Source organism: Wolbachia endosymbiont (group A) of Andrena fulva (assembly GCF_964026815.1).
Lineage (GTDB): Bacteria > Pseudomonadota > Alphaproteobacteria > Rickettsiales > Anaplasmataceae > Wolbachia > Wolbachia pipientis.
Genome location: NZ_OZ034701.1, coordinates 916386 through 934733 on the forward strand (window position 1 = coordinate 916386; position 18348 = coordinate 934733).

Annotated in this window: 19 protein-coding genes; 10 read left to right on the forward strand and 9 right to left on the reverse strand. The window is 36.2% G+C overall.

Annotation, left to right across the window (positions count from 1 at the left end):
* Positions 1-25 precede the first annotated feature (25 nt).
* Genes AAGD84_RS04580 through AAGD84_RS04595 form a run of 4 tightly spaced genes read left to right on the forward strand, consistent with a single transcriptional unit; the run spans position 26 to position 2872 of the window.
* On the forward strand, positions 26-538 hold the full coding sequence (locus tag AAGD84_RS04580) for a hypothetical protein (RefSeq protein ID WP_245611107.1): 513 nt from the start codon (positions 26-28) through the stop codon (positions 536-538).
* Complete coding sequence (gene ltrA / locus AAGD84_RS04585) at positions 523-1824, forward strand: group II intron reverse transcriptase/maturase (RefSeq protein ID WP_338476458.1); 1302 nt, start codon at positions 523-525, stop codon at positions 1822-1824. The genes AAGD84_RS04580 and ltrA overlap by 16 nt, the downstream gene beginning before the upstream one ends.
* Positions 1825-1835: 11 nt before the next feature.
* The gene (locus AAGD84_RS04590) at positions 1836-2009 is read left to right on the forward strand and encodes a hypothetical protein (RefSeq protein ID WP_264723325.1); all 174 of its coding nucleotides are present in this window, start codon (positions 1836-1838) and stop codon (positions 2007-2009) included.
* Positions 2006-2872, forward strand: coding sequence for an IS5 family transposase (locus AAGD84_RS04595; protein ID WP_341818166.1), 867 nt, complete (start codon positions 2006-2008; stop codon positions 2870-2872). Before AAGD84_RS04590 ends, AAGD84_RS04595 begins: the two co-directional genes overlap by 4 nt.
* Here the strand turns inward: AAGD84_RS04595 and AAGD84_RS04600 are convergent.
* Together AAGD84_RS04600 and hemJ are read right to left on the reverse strand one after the other, a co-directional pair.
* Positions 2865-3041, reverse strand: a complete 177-nt coding sequence (locus tag AAGD84_RS04600) for a hypothetical protein (RefSeq protein WP_341811107.1) — start codon at positions 3039-3041, stop codon at positions 2865-2867. The two genes, AAGD84_RS04595 and AAGD84_RS04600, sit on opposite strands and share 8 nt — an antisense overlap.
* The gene (gene hemJ / locus AAGD84_RS04605) at positions 3038-3466 is read right to left on the reverse strand and encodes a protoporphyrinogen oxidase HemJ (RefSeq protein ID WP_010082641.1); all 429 of its coding nucleotides are present in this window, start codon (positions 3464-3466) and stop codon (positions 3038-3040) included. Before hemJ ends, AAGD84_RS04600 begins: the two co-directional genes overlap by 4 nt.
* A 55-nt stretch (positions 3467-3521) precedes the next feature.
* On the opposite strand from hemJ, the gene pdhA reads away from it, so the two are divergent.
* Positions 3522-4502 carry a pyruvate dehydrogenase (acetyl-transferring) E1 component subunit alpha gene (gene pdhA, locus AAGD84_RS04610; protein ID WP_006279887.1) on the forward strand — a complete coding sequence of 327 codons (981 nt, stop codon included), beginning with the start codon at positions 3522-3524 and terminating at the stop codon, positions 4500-4502.
* Positions 4503-4910: 408 nt separating this feature from the next.
* Positions 4911-5834, forward strand: coding sequence for an RluA family pseudouridine synthase (locus tag AAGD84_RS04615; RefSeq protein ID WP_341817866.1), 924 nt, complete (start codon positions 4911-4913; stop codon positions 5832-5834).
* 7 nt (positions 5835-5841) lie between these two features.
* Here AAGD84_RS04615 and AAGD84_RS04620 read toward each other — a convergent pair whose 3' ends face one another.
* Together AAGD84_RS04620 and aspS are read right to left on the reverse strand one after the other, a co-directional pair.
* Positions 5842-7104, reverse strand: a complete 1263-nt coding sequence (locus tag AAGD84_RS04620; protein WP_341817867.1) for an MFS transporter — start codon at positions 7102-7104, stop codon at positions 5842-5844.
* Between the two features lie 61 nt (positions 7105-7165).
* Positions 7166-8968, reverse strand: a complete 1803-nt coding sequence (gene aspS / locus AAGD84_RS04625) for an aspartate--tRNA ligase (protein ID WP_265037980.1) — start codon at positions 8966-8968, stop codon at positions 7166-7168.
* 196 nt (positions 8969-9164) lie between these two features.
* Here aspS and AAGD84_RS04630 point away from each other — a divergent pair, with 196 nt between their 5' ends.
* The 4 genes from AAGD84_RS04630 (at position 9165) to AAGD84_RS04645 (ending at position 12813) form a co-directional block, all read left to right on the forward strand.
* The gene (locus AAGD84_RS04630) at positions 9165-9596 is read left to right on the forward strand and encodes a hypothetical protein (protein ID WP_006279891.1); all 432 of its coding nucleotides are present in this window, start codon (positions 9165-9167) and stop codon (positions 9594-9596) included.
* A gap of 3 nt (positions 9597-9599) precedes the next feature.
* Complete coding sequence (gene ccmA / locus AAGD84_RS04635) at positions 9600-10223, forward strand: heme ABC exporter ATP-binding protein CcmA (RefSeq protein WP_341817868.1); 624 nt, start codon at positions 9600-9602, stop codon at positions 10221-10223.
* 544 nt (positions 10224-10767) lie between these two features.
* On the forward strand, positions 10768-10908 hold the full coding sequence (locus tag AAGD84_RS04640; protein ID WP_341817869.1) for a hypothetical protein: 141 nt from the start codon (positions 10768-10770) through the stop codon (positions 10906-10908).
* A 609-nt stretch (positions 10909-11517) separates the two neighbouring features.
* Positions 11518-12813, forward strand: a complete 1296-nt coding sequence (locus AAGD84_RS04645; RefSeq protein ID WP_236514769.1) for a Na+/H+ antiporter NhaC family protein — start codon at positions 11518-11520, stop codon at positions 12811-12813.
* Positions 12814-13813: 1000 nt separating this feature from the next.
* On the opposite strand, the gene AAGD84_RS04650 is transcribed toward AAGD84_RS04645, so the two are convergent.
* From AAGD84_RS04650 to AAGD84_RS04670, 5 genes are all read right to left on the reverse strand, one after another.
* Positions 13814-14113 carry a type II toxin-antitoxin system RelE family toxin gene (locus tag AAGD84_RS04650; RefSeq protein WP_077188096.1) on the reverse strand — a complete coding sequence of 100 codons (300 nt, stop codon included), beginning with the start codon at positions 14111-14113 and terminating at the stop codon, positions 13814-13816.
* Positions 14094-14318 (reverse strand): hypothetical protein, encoded by a 225-nt coding sequence (locus AAGD84_RS04655; protein ID WP_010962565.1) that lies wholly within the window; start codon positions 14316-14318, stop codon positions 14094-14096. The genes AAGD84_RS04650 and AAGD84_RS04655 overlap by 20 nt, the downstream gene beginning before the upstream one ends.
* A gap of 94 nt (positions 14319-14412) precedes the next feature.
* Positions 14413-16119, reverse strand: coding sequence for an arginine--tRNA ligase (gene argS, locus AAGD84_RS04660; protein WP_264723329.1), 1707 nt, complete (start codon positions 16117-16119; stop codon positions 14413-14415).
* Between the two features lie 93 nt (positions 16120-16212).
* Positions 16213-16431 carry a hypothetical protein gene (locus AAGD84_RS04665; protein ID WP_010962563.1) on the reverse strand — a complete coding sequence of 73 codons (219 nt, stop codon included), beginning with the start codon at positions 16429-16431 and terminating at the stop codon, positions 16213-16215.
* 195 nt (positions 16432-16626) lie between these two features.
* Complete coding sequence (locus tag AAGD84_RS04670) at positions 16627-18333, reverse strand: ABC transporter ATP-binding protein (protein ID WP_341817871.1); 1707 nt, start codon at positions 18331-18333, stop codon at positions 16627-16629.
* Positions 18334-18348 lie beyond the last annotated feature (15 nt).

The following is an 18348-nucleotide window of genomic DNA, read 5'->3' on the forward strand; positions in this document are numbered from 1 at the left end:
AAGCAATCTACCAGAAAAGGTTTCCATGGTGCGCCAAGAAGTGCTTGGAGAACAGTTGGTGAAAATCCAACACAAACAAAGTCTAGCCAACAGTTTGGAACAGACCACTATGTTGCATGAGGTAACGAGTGTAATAGAGCTAGTGGGATGGACAATGCAGGGCACAACGGAAGTGAAGGAGTGGAGTCCCGAAATACCTGAAGACATAGAGGTCGACATGTTCATGGCCATGGAAGACAGCATGAAGGATAACGTAAAGGCAAGTTATCACTCACTCTATCGGGATCTGAGACCGTGCCATGTATTGAAATGGACTTCAAGTGAACTTGGGAGATCCCATGCATTCCTATTAAGGTACGTTGGAACAAGTCAACAAAGGCAAGAACTAGCGGAAGATGCAGGGGAAGTCGGACTGATTGATAGTACTCAGAATGTGGGAAAGCCACGTACAAGGGGAAGCGATCAGCAATATAGTAACTGGAATAGGGATTGCTATGCCAATACAACGGAGGTAGGAATAACATGCGATATAAACTAAACCAGATAGCAGTAAGAGCAAAGCAAGATAAGCGACTAAAATTCACATCGTTAGTCCATCTGATAAATACAGAGAATCTTGCGAGATGTTATAAAGAACTGAAGCGTAACAAGGCTTGTGGAGTAGACCAGATAACAGTGGAATCATACGGAGAAAATCTGAATGAGAAACTCGAAGTGCTAGTAGAAAGTATGAAGAGGAAGCAATATCAACCACAACCAGTAAAGAGGGTATATATACCGAAAGCTGGAAGTAAAGAGAAACGCGGACTCGGAATACCATCGACCGAGGATAAATTAGTACAGATTATGCTGAAGAAGATATTAGAAAATATTTACGAGGCAAACTTTCTGGACAGCTCATATGGATTTCGACCAGGAAGAAACTGTCATCAAGCGGTAAATGCACTAGATAAAGCAGTTATGTACAAGCCAATAAACTACATTGTAGAAGTGGATATCAAGAAGTTCTACGATAATATACAGCATAAATGGCTAATGAGGTGTCTAAGGGAACGAATAACTGACCCAAATTTGCTGTGGTTAGTAAAGCGGTTTCTCAAGGCAGGGATAGTCGAAGCTGGAAATTATGAAGCAACAAAACAAGGTACACCACAAGGCGGTATAGTAAGTCCTGTATTAGCAAATATATACTTACATTATGTGTTGGATTTATGGATAGAAAAGAAATTTAAACCAAGATCCAGAGGATATATACAAGTAATAAGGTTTTGCGATGATTTTGTGGTTTGTTGCGAAAGTAAGGTAGACGCGGAAGAATTTCTGGAATTACTGAAACAAAGGCTAAATAAATTTGGGTTGGAAGTATCTGAAAACAAGACCAGAGTAGTAAAGTTTGGCAAGAGGGAGTGGCAACGAGCGATAAGAGAGAAACGAAGGACGGAAAGTTTCAATTTTCTGGGGTTTACGCACTATGGTGCAAAAAGTCGTCGTGGTAGATTAATGATGGGACATAAAACCTCTAAGTTAAATCTAGCCAGAAAACTAAAAGAAATCAAGGAGTGGTTGAAAATAGTCCGCGGAAGTATTCGACTTAAAGATTGGTGGCAAGTACTGAAGGCTAAATTAACAGGACACTATAACTACTTTGGTATTAGCGGAAATTATTGGTGTTTGAAACAATTTTACACATCAGTAAGAAAGCTAGCATTTAAATGGATAAATCGGCGTAGTCAGAAAAAGAGTATGACCTGGGAACAGTTTGTACACTACGTAGAAGTAAATCCATTACCAAAGCCAAAAATACATTTTTCTTTATATGCATAAGAGGGACGACTGTGAAAACTAATATTGATGAGCCGTGTGCGGGAAATCTGCAAGCACGGTTCTTTAGGGGGAGTTGTAGTAATAAAACTCAAACGAGAGGAGTAAAGCTACAGCTTCTACCGAACAATATAACAAATTTCTCCAAGAAAGAGGAAGCATTTTTTGTTATATCAATGACGCCATAGAAAATTGGTACGAGAATTGTCCAAAAATGCAGGGCGGCAACTATATTTATAGTGATAAAGTTGTGATTTTGGTGCATATAATCGTCAGTTTCTTTAGAATTGGTTTAAGACAAACAGTCGGGTTTATAAAAGGGTATTTGCAACAAATAGGAAGAGATTTGGCAGTTATCAGCTATTCACAAGCATCAAGAAGGTTTAAGAAACTTAATATTAAGATAAATGATTGCAGAATTGATAAAAATAATATGGAAGATATCGAAATTGCTATAGACAGTACAGGAATTAGTATATACAACAACACTCCTGGTCACAGCAAGGAAAATAGCACTGACAGAAAATATCGTGGCTATGAGCAAACGAGAAAATTGCACGTAATGTTGAATATAAACAACAAAAAAGCCATAGCTGTAAAATACAGTAACGGTGTCTACTCTGATCACTATGGAGCTTGTGATTTGCTAAAAGAAGTTGATTTTCAGCATGCCATAAAAGCACTATATGCAGATAGAGCATGTGATAGGCACAAGTTTTATAAGTTGTGTAACGAATATGATATAAAGACAAAAATTCCACCAATAAACAATGCGGCAGAACATCCAGAAATAGATTATATGTCTGACAGGAATGCTGCTATTAGGTTAATAAAATTATACTGTGAAGATGGCATGAAAGAATGGAAAAAAGAAGTAAATTATGGGAAAAGATCTTATATTGAAGGGTTTTTCTCAAGATTAAAGCAAATATTCGGATTTAGTTTTAGGAATAAATCTGAGATAAATCGAGAAAAAGAACTGCTAATCAAATGCTATTTGCTTAATAAATTCACTGATATTGGTATGGCTAAATTTGAGATAGTTACATGAATTTACCATAAATCACCATCTCATAAAGTGTGATGCAACAAAGCCATCCCAGTGTCAAGCACTGGGATGACAAGAAAGGGAGCACTGGAATTTTTATTTCAGTATTGTACATTAGCCATGCATCTGAACAGATACGAGCTTTCTGCTTTTTTTGGGTAAGGTCAGTCAAAAAGGTTTTACAACAACCATAATAACTATAACTATTATCAATACTGTAACTGCTTCATTTAAAACGCGAAAATAAATATGTGACTTCTTATTCGAACCCATTGCAAAATTTTTCCTATATTTTGCAAGTAGCATATGAATAATTAACATCAAAAGTATTGCAAATGCTTTTACATGAAACCATCCTTCACGATATGCTTCCCTAATAACCATTAGTGTAATTCCAAGACCAAGTGAGAAAAGCATTGCAGGGTTTATGATATATCTAAGTAGCCTCTTTTCCATTGTTTGAAGCAAGCTATCATTTTCCGATCCCGGTTTTACAGTTGCATGGTAGACATAAAGCCTGGGTAAATAAAGCATACCTGCCATCCACATGATAACAGAGATAACGTGAAAAGCCTCAAGCCAGTGGTAATAGTTCATTAGCAAAAATTTAAAATTCCTGGTATTGTGTTAGTTTAATGAAAAAGAAATCGATATGAAAGCAGAAAATTTCACTAAAGAACAGATAATTGGATTCTACAGGAAAATGCTACTCATACGCAGATTTGAGGAAAAAGCAGGACAATTATATGGGATGGGATTAATAGGCGGGTTCTGTCACCTATCAATAGGACAAGAAGCAGTTGCAGTTGGAACTCAAGCTGCATCAAAATTAGGTGACGCTTTTATCACAAGTTATAGAGACCATGGCTTAATGCTCGCATGTGATTCTGATCCAAATGTTGTAATGGCAGAGCTTACCGGCAAAGAAACAGGATGCTCGAAAGGTAAAGGTGGTTCGATGCACGTATTTGACGTTGAAAAAAAATTCTTCGGCGGGCATGGAATAGTGGGAGCACAAGTTCCAATTGGCACAGGAATAGCATTTGCTAATAAATATAAGAAAAAAGATAATGTGGTATTTACATATTTTGGCGACGGTGCTGCAAATCAAGGACAAGTATATGAATCGTTTAATATGGCATCTTTGTGGGAGTTGCCTGTGGTTTACATCATAGAAAATAATGAATACGCAATGGGAACCTCCGTGCAAAGGTCAACTTTAGTAACAGAGTTATATAAAAGAGGAGAAAGTTTTGGTATTCCTGGAAAACAAGTTGATGGAATGGATTTTTTCTCTGTTTATGAGGCTACAAGCGAAGCAGCGGAACACACACGCAGCGGAAAAGGGCCTATCCTGCTTGAAATGAAGACATATCGATATCGCGGTCACTCAATGTCAGATCCTGCTACTTATCGCTTAAAAGAAGAAGTTGAAGATATGAAGCAAAATCATGACCCTATAAGCACTTTAAAGAAATACATGACAGATAATAAAATGGCTTCAGAAGAAGAGTGCAAAGTAATTGATAAGGAAATACGTGATTTAGTAAAAAAGTCGGAAGATTTTGCCAAAAATAGTAAAGAACCAAGCGTTGATGAGCTGTATACTGATGTTTATAAATTTGTTAGCTAATTTTTTTATCCAGAACTGTACAAACATTGTATAGTAAACGATGTCATCCAAATAGCTCCTTCTCCCGTCATCCAAGTGCCCTCCTTTTTTTGTCATCCCAGTGCTCTGACTACTTGGATCCAGCTGAGTTGGTGAGTATAAAAGTATAGCTAACGCAAGCTCTACGTCATGCCGCCGCGAACCGTCATACCGCGATTCATTCGCGGTATCTCTAGATCCCGCTAACAAGCAGCGGGATGACAGTTGTCAGGCTAGCTGTCATCTCAGTAGTCTCCTTCTCCTGTCATCCGAGTAGCTGACACTGGTTCCTTTATGACGGCAGTAGCCCCTTCGGTGTCATTCCAGTGCTTGACACTGGAATGACACCAATAATTGACATTTCACTAGATATTCATTATAAATAATGGAATGCTACAAAGTATAAAAACCATATTAATAGAAGACGATAACGTTAGGATGGATAGGTACATCAGAAGAATCTTTCCTGATCTAAAGCAATCTGTAATTGAAAAATCTTTAAGGAAAGGATTAATCAAAGTTGATGATTGCAAAGCAAAGTCCAGTGATAGAGTAAATTCTGGGCAAACTATAACGCTGAAGCACTTGAATTATATTGAAAACGCTAATTCTGATCGCAAATATAATGAAAAGTTAGTGAATCTACTAAGAGAGAACATATTATATGAAGACGAATATATACTAGCTATAAACAAACCCGCAGGGGTCATCGTTCAAGGTGGCGTAAAAGTAAAGATTAGCATGAGTGATTTGCTTGACCAAATAAGAGAGGGAGAAACATTTAAAATTGTCCATAGGCTAGATAGAGATACGAGTGGAGTGATAATATTCGCACGCAACGCTAATGTTGCCAGATACCTTATGGAAGAATTTAAAGGACGAAGAGTAAAAAAAACTTATTTAGCATTAACTTCTGGCATACCGAGCAAGGATAGTGGAACAATAGACTATCCATTGGTGAAAAAATATGTTTCAGGTCAAGAAAAAGTGGTCGTTGATGAAAATTCACCTCAGAATGCCACTACGCATTTTTCAATTATAGCAAAATCCAAACACAATGTTGCTTATTTAAAATTACAACCAATTACCGGCAGAACCCATCAGTTACGTGCACATTTAGCTCATATAAATTGCCCTATTCTTGGTGACGGTAAATATGGTGGTAAAAAAGCTTTTATTGATGGGATAGCAAATAAAATTCACCTTCATTCGCATTCTTTATCTTTAAAACTGCCAAACAATAAAGAAATCACTATCACCGCTCCTATCACTAAACACATCGAAAAATCCATTGAAGCGCTATTTTTCGACTGAAACGATTTCACCAATCAACTTTTCTGTCTTTGGCTTTAATTTGAAGCACAGATATTAGGCTAATTAATGCGCAGGCAGTAAGATAAATGCCTGCTGCAAGTTTTGTTTCGGTTTTTTCTATAAGCCACATGCATATGTATGGAGAAAGGCCACCAAAAATTCCTGCAGATATATTATTTGCTAAGCTTACGCCAGTGCATCTTACTTTTGTTGGAAACAGTTCACAAATAACAGAACCATATATTCCAAAAGATGCACCTACTGGTATAGTAATCAATAAGTAAGTTATTATTACGACATAGTGGTTAACGGAAGATAATAATGGTAATACACATGTACCAATCAGAGATAGCATAATCAGTACAGGAATCATTACGCGTTTTCTTCCAACTTTATCAGATAAAATTGCAAAAAGTACCGCAGATGCTGCAAATACAACCTGTATTACTATCCTCATTAAATCTTTAACACTAATAGATAAAATAACTAGCTCTTTTATTGATATATTATAAAACATTATTGCTGCGTAGACAATTGCATTCTGAGCAATTCCCAGATTGATTGAAATAATAAGCGGTCTTTTATAGTTTCTTACTAGTTCTAACAATGGTGAATGTGCTAAATTATTAGCGTACTTATTAGTTTTATATGCTAAGCTTTCTTTTAATATGTACCTAGTTAAAAAACCTATTGTCCCCAAAAAAAAGCAAAAATAAAAAAGCAACTTCCATCCCCATATTTCATAGTTCTCACCTGTAACTCTTTTGCAGATAAATATCATTGTTATGCATAAGAGCGTTCCAAGGGCTCCGCTAAAGGGCTTCATACTTCCTAAGAAACCTAGATTTTTTTTATCTTTTGAATGCTCTATCGTAAATGCTGTATTAATGTTTGTTTCACCTCCTGCAGTTATTCCTTGCACTATTCTACAAAACACAAGCAATACAGGTGAAAGCAACCCTATTTCTTTATACCCAGGTATAATTCCCATAATTGTGGATGATATTGAAATTAATATTACTGAAGTAAGTAAAGTCTTTCTTCTGCCATACTTATCTCCCATATAACCAAAAATTACTGCACCAATTGGTCTAAACGCAAAACCAATTGCAAAAACACCAAGGAATTTGAGTGTACTCAAATAATGATCTTCTGATGGGAAAAAAACGTTGATGATTGTATCTGTTAATACTCCAAAAAGAGTGAGTTCATACCACACAATCATGTTACAGATCATGCCCGATAGTATTGCTTTTTGGATATTATTCATGGTCTTTCAATTTAACATAACCTAATATATCATTAACCGGTGCTCCTTGCTATAAAATTTTTCATTCAATAACCTTCAAGGATAATTCACGTAAATGCTTATCCTCCACCTTGGAAGGAGCACCCATTAGAACATCTTCACCTTGCTGATTCATAGGAAAACAGATTACTTCACGAATGTTCGGCTCATCGGCAAGTAGCATAACCATTCTGTCAACCCCTGGTGCTATTCCACCATGAGGCGGCACTCCGAACCTGAATGCACGCACAAGCGCACCGAATTTTGTATCAACTTCTTCTTTACTATAGCCTGCAATGGCGAAAGCTTTATACATGATATCCAGTTTGTTATTGCGAATTGCCCCACTTGATAGTTCTATTCCATTGCAAACAAGATCATACTGGTAAGCAAGGATATCGAGTGGATTCTTTTCCTCTAAATCTTTCAGACCACCGTGTGGCATAGAAAATGGGTTATGAAAGAAATCGATTTTTTTACTTTTATCGTCATATACAAAATATGGAAAATCAATGATCCAACAAAACTTGAAGATATTATCATCTATAAGACTGAGTTCTGACCCTAAAAGAGTGCGTACTTTTCCTGCAATGTTTGCCGCCTCATTCTCTTTGTCAGAAGCAAAAAATACACTATCTCCTGGCTCTATGTTTGTTGCTTCTCTTATGTGGTTTAGCCTATTTTCATCAAGAAATTTAGCAATTGGGCCTTTCGCAGTTCCATCTTTATCAAACGTTATATATCCGAGACCCTTAGCACCGAATTCTTTTTGCGCATGCTCTATCTTTTTATCAAAGAAGCTGCGTGGTTCCTCTGCTGTTTTAGGTGCAGGGATGGCTCTCACTACCATACCACGCTCAATATTGCTTTTGAAAATATTGAACCCTGAATCACGGAAAATTTCTGTAACATCGCTGATTAATAGTGGATTACGCAAATCTGGCTTGTCAGAACCATACTTAAGCATTGCCTCTTTGTATGTAATGCGTGGAAAATCTTTATCGACAGACTTGCGAGAAAATTTGGCGAACACTTTATATAAAGCAGATTCAATAACGTCAAATATGTCCTCTTGAGTCACAAAAGACATTTCAAGGTCTAGCTGGTAAAATTCCCCAGGAGAGCGGTCAGCCCTTGCATCTTCATCACGAAAACACGGTGCGATTTGGAAATATTTATCAAACCCTGAGACCATGAGCAACTGTTTGAAAATCTGCGGAGCTTGTGGCAATGCATAGAACTTGCCAGGATTTAGCCTGCTTGGCACTAGGTAGTCGCGTGCTCCTTCAGGAGAGGAAGCAGTGAGTATTGGAGTTTGAATCTCTAAAAATCCTCGCTCTATCATGAGCTTGCGGAGCTCTGCAATAATTTGTGAGCGCAAAATAATATTGTTGCGGACTTTTTCACGTCTTAAGTCAAGAAATCGATATTTAAATCTCATGTTTTCTGGGTATTCTTGCTCGCCGGTAATGCTTGCCAATATACTTCTTTCTTCTTTTGCTATTTCTTCATCAAAGTGGAACTCAACTTCCGACTCAACGCGCAAATTGTTGACTATCACCTCGATTTCTCCGGTAGAAATAGAGCTGTTTACCGTATCTTCAGTCCTAGCTTCAACTATTCCTGTAACAGTAATTACACTCTCCAATTTTAAATTTGATATCTCATCAAAAAAGTCTTTGTCATTATTAAATACTAGCTGAGTGATTCCGTAGAAGTCCCTTAAATCAACAAAAATTAGGTTACCATGGTCGCGCTTACGATATAACCATCCAGAAAGGGTAACTTCCTTTTCTACGTCGTTCTTCCTCAGTTCATTGCACGTATGAGTTTTACAGCAGTTCATATTTGTTTTACTTCTAAATTCTTTAAGAAGTATAGAAATAAACCTTATTACATACAAGCCCGTTCGTCAGATATTTGCGCAATTTTCGAAATAGAGCAGTACTGCTTTTATATTGTCTTTACCCGCAAAAAAATTGCACAATTTCTATAATTATGGTATAATAGCAAGGGTATTTTTAATGAATTAGATACAGGAAATGCCACTTACACAGATCATATTATATAGCGTAACATTACTTGCTGTCGCTGCAGTATTTCTCTTTTTGAGAAAAATATACAAAAATCGCATTAGAAAAATCATATTTCCTAGAAAAGTTTTTAAAGAAGAGTGGGAAGAAGACAGAAAATTCAATGAATTATATCAAAAAAATAAGCAAAAAGAGTTGCTGAAACAACAAGAAACGCTACGCGAGAAACAAAAAGATGTGCAAGTTTATAAAGAAGATCCAGAAATAGTTGACATAGCAAAACCGGTAGGTAAATGGACAAAGATGGTTATGATGGGTAATGGTTTAATGCAGCGTTTTGCACAATTGATACATAGAGAAGGCGGACAGAAAGGATTTTGGGAGCTGTTTGTAAAAGCTCAGGCTTCAACTCAAGGTAAACATAAGGGGAAGGGCAGATAATCCATGCTTGAATGTGAAAATTTATCCTGCACTCGTAATAATAAGGTACTATTTAAGAATCTCAGTTTTAAAGCTGAGCTAAAATCAAAGATTCTAATCACTGGTCCAAATGGTAGTGGTAAAACCAGCTTAATTAGAAGTTTATCTGGACTTTTACCGCCGGTATCAGGCAATATAAGGCACTGCGGAAAAGATATATATGATGATCCAAAATCCTATATATCTTCTATGGTCTATATAGGCCATAAGAATGCCTGTAAAGATAGCTTAACTGTTGCTCAAAACGTAGAATTCTGGGCAGGAATACGAAATACTAGAGAACTGATTGTGGCAGCTATTTGTTGTTTGCAGTTGCAGCCTGTACTTAATATTAGATATGGCGAACTTTCTGCAGGCTGGAGAAGAAGAGTTGCACTTGCTCGCCTCTTGATTTCTAATGCAAGCGTTTGGATGATAGATGAACCATTTTGTAATCTTGATAGTGCAACGTGTGAATTAGTGCTGAACCTAATCTCAATACGCTCTGAGCAAAATGGTATAGTAATTATTACAGGGCATAGCTCTACAGAGCAATTGTGTGATTTTACAACGATTGATATACGTAATTTCAATAGACTTCTTGTATAGTTTTTGGCAACAACCGCTAGAAATAAAAAACTTACTTGACAAACTCCGCCAGCCTCCTTATCATGAAACTGAAGCTATTTATTTATCTTCTCTGTACAGATTAAATGACAAAAAAACTCACGTATCTGGCGTCTCATGTTTAATTTTTTGCACTATGTGCACTCTATGTCTTTATCAAATTTCTAGGTTTTTACCTATACAAGCTGAAATACGCTTATAAAGCATTTAAAACATCAAAAAACGCCAACTTAAAAAATGGATAGTGAATAATTAGCTACCCTAGGGTTTCTTTTGCCTTTTTTTCTATTTAGTAAATTTCTTAAACATTTATGACTAAAGGTTAGTTGCATTAAAAAGCAGCTAAATCGCAGTTATTAAGCGTTTAGAATAAAAAAACGCCATACTTGAAAGTATAATGTAAGTAATTAGCCAACCACGGGGCTTCTTTTGCCTTTTTTTTCATTTGGTAAATTTCTTAATATTTGTAGCTAAATGAACTGGGCAGTGCGTAACGTTAATTTCTATCCAAGAGGGTGTCATTCCAGTGCTCCTTTTTTTGTCATCCCAGTGCTTGACACTGGGATGGCTTTGTTGCATCGCTACTTATGAAAGGCTAACTATAATTAGGATTATAAGCAACCTATTGAAAATCTTGTTTTTTTGCAATCAATCTGATCAAATTTAAGAATAGTAATTTATTATTTATATTAATAAATTTAATTCTATTGAAAATAGCTAAAGCATTGAAATTCTTGAATTTTAGCCGGATTAGTGAGTGGTAGTGAAATTTCTTTTACTCAAATTTAGGTATTCACTGACCGTTCTTGTTATAAATACCAGAATAATAAGCTACTGATATTCTCCACCTTTTTTATCTTTAATCCATCATAGCTAGCGATGCAACAAAGCCCACTGGGATCCAGTTTTCTTTACAAATTCACAAAAAGTGCTTCATTCTATAACGCAAAACCCATACTCACCAAACCCAATGCATTACTTGCAATTAAGTTTCCTGGATCCAAGTATTCAGCTACTCGGATGATATCTTTGTGTTTGAAGCAAAACCAGCTATAACATTTCTTCGCAAACAAATGTTCGTACAGTTGTGCGCGTGATGCTGGAATCTAGACAACAATTAGATCCTATTGTCAAGCAATAAGCTACATGTGCTATTTATTTAGTAGATTAAATATGAAGTTTAAAACTCTGCTATTGACTTCCTGTAGAACTAGTGAAAACCAAACTTGCTTAAAACCACTTAATTAGTTATAGTTATAAGTTTAGGTACAGTAAAATGACAGCTTTTGTCCCCTTGATTATTTTTTTAATCTTGTATCTTGGAAGTGGTGCTTATTTTTCTTTTATCGGAACTGATAATCCACTTCATCAGGTTTCACCAGTAATCTGCTTATTACCAGCACTATTTTTTGCTGTCTCACGTGGTACAAATAAAATTCAGCATAACATCGATACTGTTATCAAGGGCATGGGTGACAAAAACACCCTTACTATGTGTTTAATTTTTTTATTTTCTGGAGCATTTTCTGCGGTGACTCAATCAATCGGTAGCGCAGACACTGTTGCTAATTTAATTCTTAATTTCCTTCCAGCAAGATTACTGCTGCCTGGAGTATTTTTGGCTTCTGCTTTTATTTCAACTGCAATTGGCACATCTATGGGAGTTGTTGCGCTGATGGTACCTATAGCTGTTAATCTGGCAAAAAGTGGAGCTTTTGGTCTCGAAATAGGAACTGCAACTGTAGTAGGTGGTGCCGTGTTTGGCGATAACCTTTCGATGATATCTGATACCACCATTGCATCTGTTTCTTCACAGGAAGCTTCAGCAAAAGATAAACTTAAAATGAACTCTAAAGTTGCACTTATTGCCAGCATTATAACACTCATCTACCTAGCAGTTGCCTCAAATAGTACAAAAATTATTTCTATATCAAATTTAGATTATTATTCTATAATAAAAATTATTCCTTACATTTCTTTAATAATCATGGGGCTGCTTGAAGTCGCCACTTTAGTAACAATAACTATAAACATAATTATTGCTGGTGTGCTAGGAATAACTTTTTTTGACTATGCTATCATTCAATTTCCTCATGACGTGTATGACGGTTTCAAAAAAGTAAACGAAATAGTGATATTTGCTCTATTTATCGGTGGATTGAGCCATATAATGTACAAGCAAGGTCAAAAAGCGTTGCATAAACTCATCGATGAAAGCAATATCACAAAAACTAAAGCTGAATTTGTGATAGCAGGAATTGCGTCTATGTTTACTACCTTAGTTGCCAATAATACCATTGCTATTTTACTAAGTGGTGGCATTGCAAAAAGGCTTGCACAAAAACACAGTATTGCGCCACATCGCAGCGCATACTTATTAGATGTTTTTGCTTGTGCTACAAAAGGTATCTTACCTTATGGTTCCCAACTATTGCTAGCAGGGAGTATAGCTTTTGTATCACCTATTTCTTTATTAACACAGGTATATTATTGCTTTATTCTAGCGGCAGTTACAATAGGCGAAATAATCATCAACAGCAGAAAAGAGAAACATTGTGCGGCTGCAACTTAGAGTTTCTCTTTTTTTACCCATAAGGAACGGAATTACTTGACACCCTTCGCCAACCCCCTTATCATGAAACTGAAGCTATTTATTTATCTTCGCAATCTGTGCAGGTTAATGACAAAAAACTTAGGGTATTTGGCGTCTCATGTTTAATTTTTCGCACTACGTGCATCGCATGTCTTTAAAAATTTTTAGGTTTTTATCTATATAAGCCGAAACGCGCTTACAAAGCGTTTAAGACAGCAAAAAACGTCAAATTGACAAGGGAGAATTTGAATGCTAGCTACTACGGGGTTTCTTTGCCTTTTTTCCTGCTTAGTAAATTTCTTAAACACTTGCGGTGTAGGTTAGTTGCAAGTTAAAAGCAGCTAAATCGCTCTTAATCAAGCGTTTTAGAATAAAAAAAACGCCGGTATTTTAGTACATGGTAAATAGCCAACCACCACGAGGCTTCTTTTGCCTTTTTTTTTATTTGGTAAATTTCTTAAACATTTATAGTTACAATTTAAGAGCCCGTAAAGGGTGTCATTCCAGTGCCCCTCTGATGTATTCCAGTGCTTGACACTGGAATACAGTTTTCCATATAATCTCATCGAAAATGTTGTAACCACTTTCCATGCTAGTTTGCTTGTGAACAAGCAAACTTTTCTGGATCCCAGTGTCTGGGCACTGGGATGACAAGAGAAGGTACTAGCCTGACACCCTGACAACCGTCATCCCGCTGCTTGTTAGCGGGATCTATGCTAATGCCCTTTTATTCTTTCAATTATGTTATTTCCATTTAAATCTGTCTGTTCCGCAACTTCAGTCAATACAGTTGAATACTCCCTAAAACTGATTGTCATAACTTTACCCTACTTTGAATAATATTTTGATCATTACATATTGTAACAAAAAAAATCAACTCATTTCTTCCAAAGGCTCTATATTGAAGATAGAAAGTCCAGAAGCGATCTAAGGCTTGCACGAGTTGCAGCGGTAAGGTTTAAGTTGTCTTCTTATATTTTTAATTGTGTAATCTCCTGTGTTTGTAAATGTTTTTTCTATGCCCCACTGCAGTAATAAGTACTCTGCGCTCTGAATGATTTATGCTGTAAATTATACAGTAGTTGCTAACCCTTATCCTATATTGCCCTCTAAAGCTATGACATAAAGGCTTTCCTAGATTAAAAGGATCAACTGTAAGGCGTTTCTTTATGGCCTCCTGAACCATTAATTTAATCTTTGCCGGAAGAGCTGGAATTTCTTTTTCAATAACATTTTTTAAGAATTTTATAGTGTAAGTTTTATTTCCAGATGTTTTCATCATCCTCTACTTCTTCTTCACCTTCAGAGAGGCGATCGTCAGCTATTTTGGATAGCTCTACATCTTCTTCGAACTCTTCTTCCACTAAATCTACTAAAACTTCAGGAATAGTTTTATTTTGAGTCTCTGCCATTTCTGTAAGATACTGAGCCAATTTACTGTCAAAACTTACATTAACATTGAGCTTTTTTTGACTGTGAGCCATATATTAACCAGAAAATACTACTATAAACTATAACATTTTTACTTAATTTTGTCAACTTCTCTATTCGTTGAAAAAACAATCTTGCATAAAAAAATCAACTCATCTCTTCCAAAGGCTCTATATTGAAGATAGAAAGTCCAGAAGCGATGACGTGTGCTAAGGCCTGCACGAGAAACATTCTTGCAGCGGTGAGGTTTAAGTTGTCTTCCAGTATGAAACGCATGTTTAAATCACTCTTGCCATACCCCCATAAAACGTGAAACGCTTCTGCAACTTCAAGTAAGTAGAAAGTAATTCTGTGTGGCTCACAAAGCCTTGCTGCAATTTCTACCACATCTGGCCACTTTGCTAAGGTTTTTATGAGGAAGAGCTCTCCACCTGTCCTTAAAAGTGAAGGATCTGCTGTTGGGAGCTCTTTTGGAGCATTACGCATTAACGAATGAGCACGAGCATGCGCATATTGCACGTAAAAAATAGGGTTGTCTTTTGACTGTTCTTTAACTTTAGCAAAATCAAAGTCCAAGACCATATCATTCTTGCGTGTTAGCATTATAAAACGAGTTATGTCCCTGCCAACTTCTTCCACTACATCCCTTGCTGTGAGGAAATTTCCTGATCTTTTGGACATCTTAACAGGTTTGCCATTCTCGAAAAAATTCACAATATTATGCAGTTTTACCTCTATTTTTGCTTGATCATCACTTAGCGCAGAGACGACTGCTTTAAGTCTTTTGACATAACCGCCGTGGTCACTACCAAGCTCTACGATCATATTGTTAAAACCACGTGATATCTTATCAAAATGGTAAGCAATATCCGAGGCAAAATAAGTCCAACTGCCGTCCTCTTTTTTCAGTGCGCGGTCAACATCATCGCCAAATTTTGTAGAGCGAAATAACATTTCTTTTCTGGAAGTCCAATTTTCACTTTCTTTGCCTTTTGGTTTCTCCAAGTACCCTTCATACACTAGACCCTTGTCAGACAATATCTTTATACTCTCTTCAATTTTGCCACTTTTTTGTAGCTCATACTCTGAAGTAAAAACATCATGACTTACTCCAAGTAAGTTCATGTCTTCCTTTATGAGTTCTAAGATAGAACTTAAAGTATAGTCTCTAATTATCTGATTATCTTGCTTTTTTAGAAGCTCCTTGCCATATTTTTTAGCCAGCTCCTCCCCTATCGGTTTTAAATATTCACCTGGGTATAAACCTTTTTCTATACTGATTTTTTCTCCCAGAGCTTCTTTGTACCGCAGATATACTGACTTTATTAGTGTATCTATCTGCGCTCCAGCATCGTTAATATAGTATTCCTTAGTAACTTTATAACCAACTTTTTTCAATAAATTTGCCAGAACGTCACCAAATACTGCCCCTCTTGCATGACCAATATGCAGTGGACCAGTTGGATTTGCAGATACAAATTCAACATTGATGGCCTGATTGTTCCCTATATCTAGGGTGCCAAACTCTGTTTTTAGCTCATTTATTTGTTTTAAAATCCCATGCCATACTTTTATTTTTAAGTGTATGTTGATGAAACCAGGGCCCGCTATTTCCACTTTTGCAACTTCATCAAAAAGTTCAAATTCTTTGGCTAAAACCTCTGCAATTTCAATGGGATTCTTCTTTTCATGCTTTGCGAGCACCATAGCAACGTTTGTGTAAATGTCTCCATGTGCTCTGTTACTTGGGGGTTCTACGATAAAGTTTGTTGTATCTGTATTTATAATACCCCTTTGCTTCAACTCATTCAATTTACTAAAGATTAGAGAGGAAATCTGCTTAAAAATGTTCATTCACTATATTGCTATAAAATCTATAGCAGTATAGTGAATAAGTGGGACTAGTTGAAGGTTTATCTTAACTATTTTATCTTCCTGGATCAGAGTTTATATTAAGTCGTTGCCGTAACCATGGTAAGAGAAAGCCATACCTTCGCTGTAACCATCATTACCAGCATCAGGCTCTTCAACATCATCAGTTACTACCTGATCTTCAGTTGTGATTTTATCCTTGATCGTCTCGTCTACACCCTCATCACTATAAGAAAATTTGTTAGTATATGAATAGCGATTATTGATTTTATCACTATAGTTATGTTTTAACATAGAGACCTCCTATACAGTCAAAATTGGAATTACATTAAGATAGAACAAGCTATGAATATAACGTGAATGAAAGAAACTACAGATCACGAAATTTCCGGATAACTATGGAACCATTATAAAATAATAAAATTAAAAATTTAATAATTTTAATTATAAATCTAGCATATCAACTAACGGTATGATTTAAATTTTCTTTCAATTCCACTGTATCTTCGCCAGTTTTGCATATAGCCCGTCTTTACTTATTAGAGAGTCATGAGTGCCTACTTCTTCTACTTTTCCATGATTAATTACTATAATCTTGTCAGTCTTGAGTGCGGTTGATAGCCTGTGTGTAATTACGATTGTTGTTCTGTTTTGCATTAACTTGCTCAATGCTTTTTGCACGAGGTTCTCACTTTTGTAATCAAGGGCAGAGGTTGCTTCATCCAGTATTAAAACCTGAGGATTGTTGAGTATGGCCCTTGCTATTACAATACGTTGTTTTTGTCCTTCAGAAAGTTTTAATCCTCTTTTTCCTACAAATGTATCAAATTTATCAGGCAGCTTATCAATAAATTCCATCGCATAAGCGCTGATGGCTGCTTGCTTCACTTCCTCATATTCGGCACCTGGTTTGCCATATAGTATATTTTCCATTATTGAGCAAGAAAATATCATGTGATCTTGTGGCACTAAGCCAAACAACGATCTGAGGTCATTTAGCGCAATTGACTTAATATTGTGCCCATCGATAGTAATGCTACCTTTGTTTGGATCATGAAAACGGAGCAGAAGCTTTAAAATGGTGCTTTTACCACTGCCAGATGGTCCAACAATTGATACTGCTTGACCTGCCTCTATAGAAAATGATACGTTATCTAATGCTGGCTTATCAGCATAAAAAAATGTTACGCCATTAAACGAAATTCCCTTTTGAACACTACAAATTTTTATAGGATCATCGGGATCTGCTATAGAGCTTTTCATATTTTTAAATTCAAATAAACGCTCTACTATTCCAAGACCTCGTTGTAAATCACTGATATTATCGCTCAAATTATTTATAGCTCCTGCTGCGAGCGCTGAATAAAACACAAATGAGGAGAGTTCTCCAATAGTTATATTATTGCTTAAGACTTCTTTAATACCAAAAAAGAGCAAAACAACTAGTGAACCTATCACACACGTGATAACTAGAGTTACTAAAATAGCACGCAAGAGTACTAATTTTACGTATGATTTTGATACTGAGTTTAAATGTTCCTTAAAACGGATTTTTTCGTTTTCCTCGAGTACAAACGATTTGATAGTCACTATAGATCTAAAATTTTCCTCACTAAATGACGCAAGCTCACTTAATTTATCCTGAGCAAAGCGTGCATAGCTATGCACTTTTTTTCCAAGTGAGGTCATGATAATGAGTAGTATAGGTATTATTGCGGCTGCATACGCAGTTAGTTGTATATTTGTATATAATAACATAGCAACACTGCCAATCAGAATCACAAAATTTCGTAATATGGTTAGTAAGCTGCTGTTTATTATTGATTGCAGCACAGAGGTATCAGTAATTAACGCTGAGATAACATCTTGTACGCCTGTGTTCTCAAAGAAACTTGGTTGCAAGTTAGTGATACTGCTATATAAGTCATATCTGATTCTTGCGATAACTTTCTCGCTGCCAATGCCAATGAAATATAACCGAGTAAATGCAGTGAGAGAAATGGCTAAAACTATAAGTATTGCAACTAATAGTTTGGTAGTAAAATCGTGCTCTGTGCCAGAATCAATTATATTGCTTAAGCCTCTGCCAAAGAGGAGGATCGTTAAGGCTGAAAATAAAACTGCAATAAAAGCTATGACAAAATAGGATAGATTAGGCTTTATATAGTAAAATAACTGCCTAATATTAGATCGCATCGTATTTTAAAGTTT